Source organism: Sphingopyxis sp. LARHCG72, assembly GCF_052871675.1.
This window is the reverse complement of the sequence record NZ_JBIXJU010000001.1, coordinates 378,538-391,521: the sequence shown is the minus strand read 5'-3', so window position 1 is coordinate 391,521 and position 12,984 is coordinate 378,538. Positions and strand designations below refer to the sequence as shown.

Sequence of the window (12,984 nt, the reverse complement as noted above, 5' to 3'; positions counted from 1 at the left end):
CCGGTTAGTTGACGCTGAGCAGCGCCTTCTTCTCGTCCGCCGTCAGCCAGTCCGCCGCCGACACCTCGCGCCACAGCGCCATCCGGTCCTCGGCCAGCGCCGGCACGCGATCGAGGTCGACGCGCAGCTCGGCGCCATCGAACCACCCGCTCAAACCCTGCGCAATCGCCCCCAAAATCTTCGCGCAAAGCGGCAGCACCGTCAGCCGCCACAACGCGCGGTTCGCCTCGCGATAATTGGCATAGGTCGCGTCCCCGGGCAGCCCGAGCAGCATCGGCGGCACCCCAAACGCCATCGCAATTTCGCGCGCACTGCTGTCTTTCAGCGCCAGAAAATCCATCTCGGCCGGCGACAGCGACAGCGCCTGCCACTTCAGCCCGCCTTCAAGCAGCAAAGGCCGCCCCGCATTCGCGCCGCCCGCGAAACTCTCGGCCAGCTCCTCGCGCAGCCGGTCGACCTGCTCCGCCGACAAGGGCATGCCCTTGTCCCCCGGATCGTGCACCAGCGCCCCCGACGGTCGCGCCGCATTGTCGAGCAGCGCCGCATTCCACTTCGCCGCCGCATTATGCGCCGCGATCGCGCCAGACGCGGCGCCCAGACACCCCGCACCATAATGATCGTCGAGCGGATGCAGCGCCTTCACATGCACCACCGCGACGCGCCCCGCGCCATCCTCGGCGGGCAGCACCGCCGCGGACCCGCCCGCCTTGTAGCGATAGGCGACCGGCCATCCGCGGCCATCCGCCTCGACCGTCACCCGCTCGGGCCGCAGTGCAAACAGCTCCGCCGGCGCGCCCGCACCATCGGTCAATATCTGCACATAGCCATTGCCGTGCAGCAGCAATTGCGACGCCAGCGTCTCGATCAGCCCCTGCCCGCCCGACGTCGCCGACACCAGCGCGCCGAGCGCGGGATCGCTCGCCACCACCGGCGCGCTGCCCGCCGCCTCGGCGACCAGCCGCACCGCCCGCTGCGCGATCGCATTGGACAAATACCCCTCGCGCACCTGCGCCTCCCAGCTCATCGGAGCAGGCGCGCTCCACGTCCCATACACACGCGACAAAGCGGGCCGCGCAGGAAGCTGCGCGGCCTTGCGGCCAAACCAGTTCATGTTGATCTCCTATGTGTACCCCGGCGAAAGCCGGGGCCAGTGCGGCATGGCACGACGTCAATGAACACCGGTTTTCACCGGGGCACGGAACTTCAAACCCGCCTTACCCCCGGCGCCCGTCCCTTCCTTCTCCCCTCCAGCAAAGCCGCCAACGCCCAAACGCAAGCATCCGCCCGATCGGGCGAGCGCCCCGGCCCGGCATAGCCGCCACCCACCTGCAACCCGCAAAGCTGGTCCTCCAACTCTACGAATACCCCCGCATGCACCACCTCGCCGCGCTCGTAAGCGATCACGACCGGCTCGGCGCGGCGCGCCTTGCCGACACTCGCATGGACCGGCACCACGGGCAGCGTGCAGTCGGCCTGGCGCAGCGTCGCCTCGACCATCTCCCCGCCCATATTGCTCTCGGCGACGATCCGGTCGGCACCCCAGCGCGCCGCGGCTGCGGCGGCGGCCTGCGCCCAGACGCCGGGCGGCGGATTTTCAACGCTCGCATCCTCGACGACCGCGAGCCGCCCGTCACGCAGCAACGCCGCCACCACGATCCCGCACGCGTCGCCGCGGCTCGTCGCGGGCGGATCGACCCCGATCACGACGCGCACCGGCTTGGCCGCCGCGTCGGCGTCGGCCCGGCACCGCTCGATCAGCGCGCGCGTCCACATCGCGCCCTCGACATCTTCCAGCATCTCGCCGTCGAGTTCCTGCCGCCCCAGCCGCGTGCCGCCGTAACTCGCCAGCATCGCCTCGACGAAGTTCGAGGGCAGATAGGCATTGTCGTTGGTCCCGCCGCGCGTTTCCTCAAACCCCGGCAGCGCGATGATCCGCCGCATCAGCGATGTCGGCTTCGGCGTCGTCGTAACCAATATGCGCGGAGAGACGCCCAGTCGCAGCCCCATCACCAGATTGTCCCACGCCGCATCGCCGCCCGGCCATTTCGCAAGCTCGTCGCACCAGGCGACATGATGTTCCGGCCCGCGCAAATTCTCCGCCGCCGCCGCCGAATAGAGCGTTGCTACCGCGCCGCTGCTGAAATGCAGTTCGCGCAGCCCCTCGCGCCAGTGCGGTTCCTCGTCCGAGCGCGCAACCGCGAGCAATCCGCTGGGCCCCTCGATCATCACCCGCCGCCCGTCGGCGTCGTTCGCAGCGACCAGCGCGATCCGGGCCTCGGGCAGCATCCGCGCCCATTCGCTGATCCACTCGGCCCCGGCGCGCGTCTTGCCGAACCCCCGCCCGGCGCGGATCATCCATATCCGCCAGTCGCCCGGCGGCTCGCATTGTCCCTCCTGTGCCCAGCCTTGCCAGCGTTCGATCAATTCGCGCCGGTGTCTTCCCGAAAGGTCGCGCATCAGCCGCCGAAGCTGGCCGGGGCGGAGCCCGCTCAACTGTCCGAGAACGTCACCGACGACATCACGCGTCGCCTGCGCCATCGCTCAAAGCTGGTCCCAGCCGCGCTGGCGGCGCAGCACCGCCAGCCGTTTCAGGATCGCCTCGTCGGTCTCTTCGGACGTCGGCATTCGGCCCTTGCCCGGCCGGTTGGTCTTGAGCCGTCCGCTGCGAACGCTCCCTTCATGCCGCCCGAGCAGGCGGAGCGCCTGATCCATCGTCATCGGCTCGACGATCGGCCGGTCTCCGCCGTCGGTCGCATCGGGACGCCGACCCTCAACCGCGGCCAGCGCCGCCTGAACCAGCCCCATTTCCAGCCGTTGATACCCGTCGTCGAGCGCGCGTTGCCATGCGGCGGCAAAGGCCGCGTCGCGCTGCCGCATCTTGTACACCGTCGACAGGGCAATCCCCGCCCGTTCTGCCGACAGCGATACATTGCAGGTCTCGCTCAGCGACAGGATGAAGGCGTCACGGCTGCGCTGGGACGTTTCGCGGCGCGACCGTTTCGTCTTGACCAGCAACCGGTTCTTGCCGCCCATCACAACCAGATCCATCGCCCAACCTCCAGACGCGATCACGCCGGAACGCCGCCCTCCGAAAAGAGGTCGACGCCCGCCCGACTCGCAATTCTTCATGATGTGACACTTGTGCCATATCAGCGTGACGATGTCAATAGAAAATCACCTATTTGGTTATTTCTTTCTCCGTCGATTGCGGCAGCGGCACGCGTCCCGATCTCATGTCCCGTCGGGAACGACGATCTCCAGCCCGGCCTTGACCGTGTCGAGCACGACGAGCGTGCGAAACGTCTCGACCACCGGATTGTCGGCGAACAGGCGCCGCGATATCGCCTCATAGCTTGTCATGTCGGGAATGATCATGACGAGGATGAACCCCGCGCTGCCCGTCACATAATAGCATTGCTGGATTTCGGGCGTCGAACGGAACAGCGCCTTGGTCGGCTCGACGATCGAACTCCGGTCGTTCTGCAGATGGACCTCGACAACCACGGTAATCGCCGCCTGGAACGCGTCGGGTGCGAGGACCGCGACATTCGCGACGATGATGCCGCTCGCCTCGAGCGCGGCGATCCGCCGTTGCACCGCGGCGGGGGACAGGTTGACCTCCTCGGCAATCGCGCGCTGCGGCGTCCGGTTGTCCTTTTGCAGGATGCGGAGAATCGCCCGGTCGAAACGGTCGAGATTACGGCCCGGCCGGGTGGATGCTGCGTTCATCGGGGCTTCTCCGGGTCAAAATTGCGCAAAGACGCCGATCTTTGCGTCCAATCATCGCTTGGACGGGTATATTATGTGCGCCATGTCGACCGCTCAAGCCGTTTCGCCGCGCAACAATGCGACCCTGTGGGGAAGTGCCGCAGCGTGGGGCTCGCTGCTGTCGATGAATTTCGGCGCCGGGCTTGCCAAGCATCTTTTCCCGGTGATCGGCGCCTATGGCATCACCAGCCTGCGCATCACGCTCGCCGCGATCATCCTCTGCCTCGTCATCCGGCCGTGGAAGCGGACCGGCATCCGCCAGCTTTCGCCCGCGCTGCTCGGATATGGCGCCGTCCTCGGGCTGATGAACCTCCTTTTCTATCAGGCGATCGCCCGCATCCCGATCGGCATCGCGATCGGGATCGAAGTGATCGGCCCGCTTGCCGTCGTCGTGATGGGATCGCGCAGCCGCCGCGACTTTCTCTGGCTCGCCGCGGCCGCGGCGGGGCTGTTCCTCCTGCTCCCCCTCCGCGCGGACAGCGCGCTCGATCCGGTCGGGATCGCCTTCGCCGTCGGCGCGGCGGCCTGCTGGGCCGCCTATATCCTCTGCGGCAAGCAGGTCTCGGCGACCCTCGGCCGCGATGCGGTCGCCTGGGGCATGGTGATCGCCGCGCTGATCACACTGCCCTTCGGTCTCGCCGCATCGGGGACGCAGCTGTTCACGCCCTGGGCGCTGGGCGTCGGTATCGGCATCGCCATCCTGTCGAGCGTCCTGCCCTATACGCTGGAAATGGCGGCGCTGCGCCGCCTTCCCGCGCACGTCTTCGGCATATTGCTGAGCGCCTCGCCCGCGGTCGGCGCGCTGGTCGGCTATCTCGTGCTCGGCGAAAGGCTCACGCCGCTACAATGGCTTGCCATCCTCTGCATCATCTTCGCCGCGTGCGGGAGCGCGATCTCGGCATCGCTGCCGCGGCGGACGCCCGGCGATCTGCCCATCTAGTCAGGCGGCCCATTCGGCGGGGTCGGATTCCTCGCCGATCAGCGCGAGACCGTGCGCGATCGAGGTGAGTTCGCCGCCCGTCGCGATACGATCCTCGCCGAAGCGCCGGTCGAACAGCGCGCGGATCGCGGGGATCAGCGACGACCCGCCGGTCAGGAAGACGCGGTCGATCGCTTCGGCCGCCGTTCCAGCGCGGGCCAGCGCCTGGTCCATCGCGGCTTCGATGCGGCGAAGATCGTCCGCGATCCATTGCTCGAAATCGGCGCGGCGCACATCGGCGCCAATCTCGATCCCGCCGCCCGCGAAATGGAATTCGGCGTACTCGCTGCCCGACAGCGCGCGCTTGAGGCGGCCCACGGCGTCATAGAGCGGGAAGCCCTGCTCATGCTCGATCAACGCGATCATGCGGCCGATCAGTTCGGGGCGCTCGGCGTCGCGTTGCAAACGGCGGATCTCGTCGAGCGTCCGGCGGTTGCGCATCATCGCGAGCCGCGACCAGTCGCCGAAATCGGTGAAATAGCCGCCGGGAATCTCCAATATCTTGTCGAACGACCGGTAGTGGCTGCCCTTGCCGAGCAACGGCAGCACGAGGCGGTCGACGATGCGATAGTCGAAACGGTCGCCCGCGATCCCGATCCCCGACGAAGCGAGCGGGACGCAGCGGCGCGGGCTCCCGGGCGCCGCGACACGGACGATCGAAAAGTCGGTCGTCCCGCCGCCGAAGTCGGCGACGAGGATCGTCGCGGGCTCGGTCAGCCGCGAGGCATAGCTGTGCGCTGCGCCCAGCGGTTCGTGGACATAATGGATTTCGGTGCCGAACGCCGCGAGCATCGCATCATACCGCCGGCGCGCGAGTTCGGGGTCGGGCCGTGCGCCTGCATATTCGACCGGACGGCCGACGATGACGCGGCGCGGCCGCTCATCGAGCGCGCCGCCGGCATGCGCGACGAGGCGCTGGAGGAACAGGCGACCCATGTCCTCGAAGCGGAACGGCTTGTTGAAGATCATCGCGCGCTCGAACAACGGGCTCGCGGCGACGCTCTTGAACGACTGGATAAAGCGGCTGTCGAGCGGCGACTGGAGATATTCTTCGATCGCCCACGGCCCCGCCTCGTGCGCGATCCCGTTCCAGCCGCGCTCCTCTTCCCAGAAACAGAGCGCCGAGCGGAACACCGAGTCCCCCGCGTCGCCGAACGCGACGAGCCGCGTGTCGCCCGCGCCGTCGGCGAGCGCGACGACGCTGTTCGTCGTGCCGAAATCGAGGCCGAGCGCGCTCGCGGCCGCCTTGTCCATGACACGCTCCTGTGAGTGGGATTCCCTGCGGGGCGGCGCCTATTGCACAGCAAGGACGACGGGGCAAGTTCGCCGCCCGGCGATCAGGCGTCCGGCTTCCACGCGCGATAGAAGGTGTCGACCGCGGCGTCGACATCGCCCTGAATGCGATCGAGGTCGCGGCTTTCGGGGAGGTTGAGCATCGCGAATTGATAGAGGCCCGACTGGCACAGGCCGGTGAATTGCTGCACCGCGCGCATCGGGTCGCCCATCCTGAGCTCGCCGCGCACCATTTTTTCGCCCACCCAGACGGCCGCGCGCGCCTTTCCGCGGCGCGGGCCGCGTTCGTAGAAGGTTTCGGCGAGGTGCGGGAAACGCTCGGCCTCGCCGACGACGAGGCGAAAGAGCGACAGGATCGGCGTCGCGGTCAGCTTTGTCATCAGCAGATTGCCGAAAATGCGCAGGACATCGGGCACCGGCTCGTCGAGCGGCAGGTCGATCGCGAGCGCGTCGCCATATTGCGCGACGATATCGTCGACCACCGCGGCGAACAGATCCTCCTTCGACGGGAAATAGGTCCAGAGCGTCGTCTTCGATCCGCCGACCTTGCTGGCGATCGACGACATCGTCGTCCCGGCATAGCCATTCGCGAAGAACAGCTCGCGCGCGGCATCGACGAACGCCTTGCGGCGCATCGCCGCCGCATCGTCGAGGGGTGCCGTACTATCTGGTATCATTTCGATTGACAACGCATCCTCCGAAGTCCATTTGCGCATGATACCAGCTAGTATCGTTGGAAGCCATGCCCCGGACAATTTTTCTCTCCTCCGCTGTTCTCAGCCTGCTCGCGGGCTGCGCGAGCGTTCCCGACCTTGGCCCAAAGCCGATGCCGGCGGCGGCCGGGTCGCTGGAATCGGGCGCGACGTTCGCCGGCTCCCTCGGCGAATGGCCCGCCGAAGGCTGGTGGCAGGGATTGGGCGATGCCCAGCTCGACACGCTGATCGCCGAAGGGCTCAAGGGTTCGCCCGACGTCGCGATCGCCGCCGCGCGCGTGCGCGCTGCCGAGGCGATGGCGCAGCAGGCGGGCGCCGCGCTGTTGCCGCGCGTCGGCGCCGAAGCGAGCGCGGGCGGGGTCCAGCAAAGCAAGAATATGGGCATCCCGCCCGCCTTCGTGCCCGACGGCATCCAGGACACCGGCCATATCGCCGCGACCTTCGCCTTCGACCTCGACCTGTGGGGCAGGAACCGCGCCGCACTCGCGGCGGCGACGTCGGAAGCCGAAGCCGCCCGCGTCGACGCGGCGCAGGCGCGGCTGATGCTCACGACCGGGATCGCCGCCGCCTATGCCGATCTCGCGGGCTATTATCAGGCGCTCGATACCGCGAACGAGGCTGTCCGCGTCCGCACCGCGAGCGCCGATTTGTCGGGCGAGCGCGCGCGCGCGGGAATCGAAAATCAGGCGAGCCAGCGGCAGGCCGAAAGCCGCGCCGCCTCGGCGCGCGCCGACGTCGTCGCACTCGAAGAGGCGATCGCGACCACCCGCAACCGGCTCGCCGCGCTTGTCGGGGCCGGTCCTGACCGCGGCCTGTCGATCGCGCGACCGCAAATGGCGCGCCCGCCCGTCGGCCTGCCGGCGAATGCCGGGATCGACCTGATCGGACGCCGCCCCGATATCGTCGCCGCACGGTTGCGCTCCGAAGCCGCCGCGAAACGTATCGATGTGGCGCGCGCCGATTTCTATCCGAATATCAGCCTCTCGGCGCTCGTCGGCTTGCAATCGCTCGGCCTGTCGAACCTGTTCAAATCGGGCTCCGAATATGGCAATGGCGGCGCCGCGATCAGCCTGCCGATCTTCGACGGCGGACGGCTCCAGGGCCGCTACCGCGGTTCGCGTGCCGACTATGATGTCGCGGTCGCGACCTATGACCGCACGCTGATCGGCGCGCTGCGCGATGTCGCCGACATCGTCGCGAGCCGCGCCGCGAACGAACGCCAGCTCGCCGCCCGGCGCGAGGCGCTGACCGCCGCCGCCGAAGCCTCGAAGCTCGCCGGGCTGCGTTACCGTGCCGGCCTCTCGACCCAGATCGTCCAGCTCACCGCCGAAGACAGCATGGTCGCGCTGAGCCGTTCGGTCGCCGACCTCGAAGCGCGCGAACTCGCGCTCGACATCGCCCTGATCCGCGCGCTCGGCGGCGGATACCGCACGCCAAACCCAACAGGAGACGAATGATGGCCGACGAAACGGCTGCGACCGAAACCGGCGCTCCCCAAGCCATCCCCGACACGGCCGGCGCCGAAGCCAATGGCGCGAAGCGCAAGAAGCTGCTCCGCATCCTCGCGATCGTCGTGGTGACGGTCGGGATCCTGTGGGGCCTCTGGTATTTCCTGACGCAGGCGGGGCGCGTCCACACCGACAACGCCTATGTCGGCGCGGATTCGGCGCAGGTCACCGCGCTCATCGCGGGGCCCGTCAAGGAAGTGCGCGTCAGCGGCACGCAGGCGGTGAAGAAGGGCGACATCCTTGTGATCCTCGACGACGCCGACCAGCGCATCGCGGTCGCCGACGCCGAAGCGGCCTTGCGCCTCGCGCGCCAGCGTTACGGACAGGCCGATGCGACCGCCGACGCGGCGCGCGCACGCGTCGCGGCACGCGGCGCCGATATCGCGCAGGCCCGCGCGCGGCTGCGCGACGCCAATGCGACGGTCGAGCGCGCACGCGCCGAACTCGCACGCCGCGAAAGCATCGCCGGCACCGGCGCGGTGTCGGGCGAAGAGCTGACCGCAGCGCGCGCGGCGCTCGCCTCGGCCTCGGCCGCGCGCGACCTTGCCGCCGCCGGTATCGCCTCGGCCGAAGCGACGCGCGGCTCGGCGAGCGGCGACCTCGGCGCCGCCGAAGCCGTCGTGCGCGGCACCACGATCGACACCGCCCCCGACGTCGCGGCCGCCGAAGCGCGCCTCGAAAAGGCGCGGCTCGACCTGGCGCGCACCATCCTGCGCGCGCCGGTCGACGGCATCGTCACAAACCGGCAGGTGCAGGTCGGTCAGCGGATCGCCGCGGGCGCGCCGATCATGGTGTTGGTCCCGATCGCGACCGCCTATGTCGACGCCAATTTCAAGGAAAGCCAGTTCAAGGATATCCGCATCGGCCAGCCGGTCGAGCTGACATCGGACTATTATGGCGGCGACGTCGTCTATCGCGGCAAGGTGATCGGCATCGCCGGCGGCACCGGCGCGGCCTTCTCGCTGATCCCCGCGCAGAATGCGACGGGCAATTGGGTGAAGGTCGTCCAGCGCCTGCCGGTGCGCATCGCGCTCGATCCGAAGCAGCTCAAGGAGCATCCGCTGCGCGTCGGGCTGTCGATGGAAGCCACGATCGACACGCGCGGCAACTGAGGCGCGGGAGACGAAAGATGGCCAGCGCCGCCGCCCCCGCTTTATCCGCCAGCGTTCCGGCCGAGCCGCAACCGCTGACCGGCGTGCGGCTGATCGTCGCCGCCTTTGCGCTGGCGCTCGCCAATTTCGTCGTCGTGCTCGACACGACGATCGCCAATGTGTCGGTGCCGCATATCGCGGGCGGGCTCGCGGTGTCGCCCACACAAGGCACATGGGTAATCACCAGCTATGCGGTCGCCGACGCGATCAGCGTGCCGCTCACCGGCTGGCTCGCGATGCGCTTCGGCACCGTGCGCTGGTTCATGATCTCGATCATCGGCTTCGGCATCTTCTCCTTCCTCTGCGGCGTCTCGCGCACCCTCGACGCGCTGGTGCTGTTCCGCGTGCTCCAGGGGCTCGCCGGCGGCCCGCTGATGCCGCTGTCGCAGATATTGCTGCTGCGCATCTTCCCCAAGGAAAAGGCAGGGATCGGCCTAGCGATCTGGGCGATGACGACGACCACCGCGCCGATCCTCGGCCCGATCCTCGGCGGCACGATCAGCGACAACTGGACCTGGCCGTGGATCTTCTTCATCAACCTGCCCGTCGTCGCGATCTGCGCCTTCGGCGTCTTCACCCTGCTGTCGCCGTTCGAAACCAAACGCGCCAAGGCACGAATCGACGTCATCGGCCTGATCCTGCTCGTCGTGTCGGTCGGCGCGTTCCAGATCATGCTCGACACCGGACGCGAGCATGACTGGTTCGGCTCGGCATGGATCATCGGGCTCGCGGTCGTCGCCGCAATCAGCTTCGCCGCCTTCGTGATCTGGGAACTCACCGACGCCAATCCCGTCGTGAACCTGCGCATCTTCCGCTTCCGCGGCTTCACCTTCGCGACGATGGCGATATCCTTGGGATTCGGCGCCTTCTTTGCGCAGGTCGTGCTGACGCCGCTCTGGCTCCAGCAGGTGGCGGGCTACACCGCGACGCAGACGGGCTTCATCGTCGCCTGGCTCGGCGTGTTCGCCGTCCTCCTCTCGCCGGTCGCGGCGGGGCTGATGACGAGGGTCGACGTGCGCATCACCATCTCGGGCGGCATCCTCTGGATGGCGTTCATGTCGATCCTGCGCGCGAGCTGGAATGCCGATGTCGGCTACTGGACGCTCGCGCTTCCGCACATATTGCAAGGGATCGGCATGCCCTTCTTCTTCGTCGGGCTGACCGCGCTCGCGCTGAGTTCGGTGCCCGCGCAGCACCAGACGTCGGCGGCCGGGTTGATGAGTTTCCTGCGCACCTTGTGCGGCGCGATCGGTACCGCGGTCGCGACGACCGCGTGGGACGATGCCAGCCGGACCTCGCGCTCCGAACTCGTCTCGTCGCTCAACAATCCCGACGCGACGATGACCTCGCTCCAGAATGCCGGCTTCACGCTCGAACAGGCGCGTGCCGCGATCGAGCGGCTCGTCGAGGTGCAGGCCTCGACCCTGGGCGTGCTCCACCTGTTCCTCGCGTCGGGCGTCGTGTTCGTGCTCGCGGCTATTTCGGTGTGGTTTGCGCCGCGGCCGAAACAGATTTCGATGGGTGGCGGCGGCCACTGACGCGGATGCTTGGGCTTCGGCGCGGGTCATGCTAGGCGCGCCGCCATGTTGACGATCAATGGCCTCACGGTCCGCCTCGGCGGACGCACGATTCTCGACCGCGCGGGCGCCAGCCTGCCGGGTAAAAGCCGCACGGGCCTCATCGGCCGCAACGGTGCGGGCAAGTCGACGCTGATGAAGGTGATGATCGGCCAGCTCGAAGCCGACGAGGGCGGCATCGAAATGCCGCGCCGGACGCGCGTCGGTTATATCGCACAGGAAGCGCCGAGCGGCACCGCGACGCCGTTCGACACCGTGCTCGCCGCCGATACCGAACGCGCCGAACTGCTTGCCGCGTCGGAGACCGAGCAGGACCCCGACCGGCTCGGCGACATCCACGAGCGGTTGATCGCGATCGACGCCTACACCGCGCCCGCGCGCGCGGCGCGCATCCTCATCGGCCTCGGCTTCGACGAAGAAATGCAGGGCCGCCCGCTCGACAGCTATTCGGGCGGGTGGAAGATGCGCGTCGCATTGGCCGCGCTGCTCTTTTCGAATCCCGACCTGCTGCTGCTCGACGAACCGTCGAACCACCTCGACCTCGAAGCGACGATGTGGCTCGAAAGCTTCCTCAAATCCTATCCGGGCCAGCTTGTCGTGATCAGCCACGAGCGCGACCTGCTCAACAATGTCGTCGACCATATCCTCCACCTCGAAGGCGGAAAGGTCACGCTTTATCCCGGCGGCTATAACGACTTCGAGCGGCAGCGCGCCGAACGGATCGCGCAGCTTGCCGCGGCGAAGGCGGCCCAGGACGCGCAGCGCGCGAAGCTCCAGGATTATGTCGCACGCAACAGCGCGCGCGCCTCGACCGCGAAACAGGCGCAGTCGCGCGCGAAACAGCTCGCGAAGATGCAGCCGATCGCCGCGGTCTCCGAAGATCCCAGCCTCGCCTTCGATTTCCCGAGCCCCGACGAATTGAAGCCGCCGCTGATCACGCTCGACCTCGCGAGCGTCGGCTATGCGCCGGGCGCACCGATCCTGACGCGGCTCAACCTGCGCATCGATCCCGATGACCGCATCGCGCTCCTCGGCCGCAACGGCAACGGCAAGACGACGCTCGCGCGCCTGCTCGCGGCGCAGCTCACGCCGATGGACGGCGCGATGGCGGCGTCGGGCAAGATGCGCGTCGGCTATTTCACGCAATATCAGGTCGAGGAACTCGACGGCAGCGACACGCCGCTCGGCCACATGACGCGCGTGATGACGGGCAAGACCCCCGGCGCGGTGCGCGCGCAGCTCGGGCGCTTCGGCTTCACCGGCAACAAGGCGACGACCGAGGTCGGCAAGCTGTCGGGCGGCGAGCGCGCGCGGCTCGCGCTCGCGCTGATCACCCGCGACGCACCGCACCTCCTCATCCTCGACGAACCGACCAACCACCTCGACGTCGACGCGCGCGAGGCGCTCGTGCAGGCGCTCAACGGCTTCGACGGCGCGGTGCTGATCGTCAGCCACGACCGCCACATGCTCGAACTCACCGCCGACCGCCTCGTGCTCGTCGACGACGGCACCGCGCGCGATTTCGACGGCAGCATGGACGATTATGTCGCCTTCATCCTCGGCAAGGGCGCGCCGGCGAAGGAAAAGGCGTCGAAGGCCGATCGCAAGGAAGACCGCAAGGCCGCTGCCGCGGCGCGCGAGGCGGCGGCGAAGATCAAGAAGGACGTCTCGGATGCCGAGGCCGACCTCGCCAAATATCAGGTCATCCTCTCCGCGATCGATCGCGCGATGTTCGACCCGCAGGGCGCCGCGAACGAATATAAGGGGCTGACGATGAGCGAGCTGTCGCAGCGGCGCGGCAAGATCGTCGCCGCGCAGGAAGCCGCCGAAGCGCGCTGGGTCGCGGCGAGCGAGGCGCTGGAGGCGTTCGAGACGGCGGCGGCCTAGGTTATTCGTCCCTGTATCGTCACCCAGGACTTGATCCGGGGTCCAGCCAATCGCGGCAGCTTCGTCATGGATCGGCCTGCATTGACTCGATGACCTCCTTCCATCATA

At 68.2% G+C, this 12,984-nt stretch carries 11 protein-coding genes; 5 read left to right on the top strand and 6 right to left on the bottom strand.

The features are described 5' to 3' along the window. Positions 1-4: 4 nt before the first annotated feature. The 4 genes from ACIPPQ_RS01885 to ACIPPQ_RS01870 form a co-directional block, all read right to left on the bottom strand. Positions 5-1,111 carry a phage portal protein gene (locus ACIPPQ_RS01885; RefSeq protein WP_446542514.1) on the bottom strand — a complete coding sequence of 369 codons (1,107 nt, stop codon included), beginning with the start codon at positions 1,109-1,111 and terminating at the stop codon, positions 5-7. 92 nt (positions 1,112-1,203) lie between these two features. Then, positions 1,204-2,538, bottom strand: coding sequence for a DNA-packaging protein (locus tag ACIPPQ_RS01880; RefSeq protein WP_446542513.1), 1,335 nt, complete (start codon positions 2,536-2,538; stop codon positions 1,204-1,206). Between the two features lie 3 nt (positions 2,539-2,541). Continuing rightward, positions 2,542-3,048, bottom strand: a complete 507-nt coding sequence (locus ACIPPQ_RS01875; RefSeq protein WP_446542512.1) for a hypothetical protein — start codon at positions 3,046-3,048, stop codon at positions 2,542-2,544. A 183-nt stretch (positions 3,049-3,231) separates the two neighbouring features. Next, complete coding sequence (locus ACIPPQ_RS01870) at positions 3,232-3,729, bottom strand: Lrp/AsnC family transcriptional regulator (RefSeq protein ID WP_446542511.1); 498 nt, start codon at positions 3,727-3,729, stop codon at positions 3,232-3,234. 82 nt (positions 3,730-3,811) lie between these two features. Between ACIPPQ_RS01870 and ACIPPQ_RS01865 the strand changes: the two genes are divergently transcribed. Then, positions 3,812-4,708, top strand: coding sequence for an EamA family transporter (locus tag ACIPPQ_RS01865; protein ID WP_446542510.1), 897 nt, complete (start codon positions 3,812-3,814; stop codon positions 4,706-4,708). Here ACIPPQ_RS01865 and ACIPPQ_RS01860 read toward each other — a convergent pair whose 3' ends face one another. Together ACIPPQ_RS01860 and ACIPPQ_RS01855 are read right to left on the bottom strand one after the other, a co-directional pair. Further along, positions 4,709-6,001: an Hsp70 family protein gene (locus ACIPPQ_RS01860; protein WP_446542509.1), complete on the bottom strand. Its 1,293-nt coding sequence runs from the start codon at positions 5,999-6,001 to the stop codon at positions 4,709-4,711. A gap of 83 nt (positions 6,002-6,084) precedes the next feature. Then, a complete protein-coding gene (locus ACIPPQ_RS01855) occupies positions 6,085-6,717 on the bottom strand; it encodes a TetR/AcrR family transcriptional regulator (RefSeq protein ID WP_446542508.1) in 633 nt (210 codons plus the stop codon). Between the two features lie 65 nt (positions 6,718-6,782). Here ACIPPQ_RS01855 and ACIPPQ_RS01850 point away from each other — a divergent pair, with 65 nt between their 5' ends. From ACIPPQ_RS01850 to ACIPPQ_RS01835, 4 genes are read left to right on the top strand one after another with little or no spacing between them, the layout of a single operon-like run. After that, the gene (locus tag ACIPPQ_RS01850; RefSeq protein ID WP_446542507.1) at positions 6,783-8,210 is read left to right on the top strand and encodes an efflux transporter outer membrane subunit; all 1,428 of its coding nucleotides are present in this window, start codon (positions 6,783-6,785) and stop codon (positions 8,208-8,210) included. Then, positions 8,210-9,373, top strand: a complete 1,164-nt coding sequence (locus ACIPPQ_RS01845; RefSeq protein WP_446542506.1) for an HlyD family secretion protein — start codon at positions 8,210-8,212, stop codon at positions 9,371-9,373. The genes ACIPPQ_RS01850 and ACIPPQ_RS01845 overlap by 1 nt, the downstream gene beginning before the upstream one ends. Before the next feature lie 17 nt (positions 9,374-9,390). Next, positions 9,391-10,950: a DHA2 family efflux MFS transporter permease subunit gene (locus ACIPPQ_RS01840; RefSeq protein ID WP_446542505.1), complete on the top strand. Its 1,560-nt coding sequence runs from the start codon at positions 9,391-9,393 to the stop codon at positions 10,948-10,950. Between the two features lie 45 nt (positions 10,951-10,995). Next, positions 10,996-12,876 (top strand): ABC-F family ATP-binding cassette domain-containing protein, encoded by a 1,881-nt coding sequence (locus ACIPPQ_RS01835; protein ID WP_446542504.1) that lies wholly within the window; start codon positions 10,996-10,998, stop codon positions 12,874-12,876. The last annotated feature ends 108 nt before the right edge of the window (positions 12,877-12,984 follow it).

What these genes read in the sequence shown, in the direction of transcription:
- ACIPPQ_RS01885 (WP_446542514.1), bottom strand. Translation starts at nt 1,111, where the DNA reads ATGAACTGGTTTGGCCGCAAGGCCGCGCAGCTTCCTGCGCGGCCCGCT.
- ACIPPQ_RS01880 (WP_446542513.1), bottom strand. Translation starts at nt 2,538, where the DNA reads ATGGCGCAGGCGACGCGTGATGTCGTCGGTGACGTTCTCGGACAGTTG.
- ACIPPQ_RS01875 (WP_446542512.1), bottom strand. Translation starts at nt 3,048, where the DNA reads ATGGATCTGGTTGTGATGGGCGGCAAGAACCGGTTGCTGGTCAAGACG.
- ACIPPQ_RS01870 (WP_446542511.1), bottom strand. Translation starts at nt 3,729, where the DNA reads ATGAACGCAGCATCCACCCGGCCGGGCCGTAATCTCGACCGTTTCGAC.
- ACIPPQ_RS01865 (WP_446542510.1), top strand. Translation starts at nt 3,812, where the DNA reads ATGTCGACCGCTCAAGCCGTTTCGCCGCGCAACAATGCGACCCTGTGG.
- ACIPPQ_RS01860 (WP_446542509.1), bottom strand. Translation starts at nt 6,001, where the DNA reads ATGGACAAGGCGGCCGCGAGCGCGCTCGGCCTCGATTTCGGCACGACG.
- ACIPPQ_RS01855 (WP_446542508.1), bottom strand. Translation starts at nt 6,717, where the DNA reads ATGATACCAGATAGTACGGCACCCCTCGACGATGCGGCGGCGATGCGC.
- ACIPPQ_RS01850 (WP_446542507.1), top strand. Translation starts at nt 6,783, where the DNA reads ATGCCCCGGACAATTTTTCTCTCCTCCGCTGTTCTCAGCCTGCTCGCG.
- ACIPPQ_RS01845 (WP_446542506.1), top strand. Translation starts at nt 8,210, where the DNA reads ATGGCCGACGAAACGGCTGCGACCGAAACCGGCGCTCCCCAAGCCATC.
- ACIPPQ_RS01840 (WP_446542505.1), top strand. Translation starts at nt 9,391, where the DNA reads ATGGCCAGCGCCGCCGCCCCCGCTTTATCCGCCAGCGTTCCGGCCGAG.
- ACIPPQ_RS01835 (WP_446542504.1), top strand. Translation starts at nt 10,996, where the DNA reads ATGTTGACGATCAATGGCCTCACGGTCCGCCTCGGCGGACGCACGATT.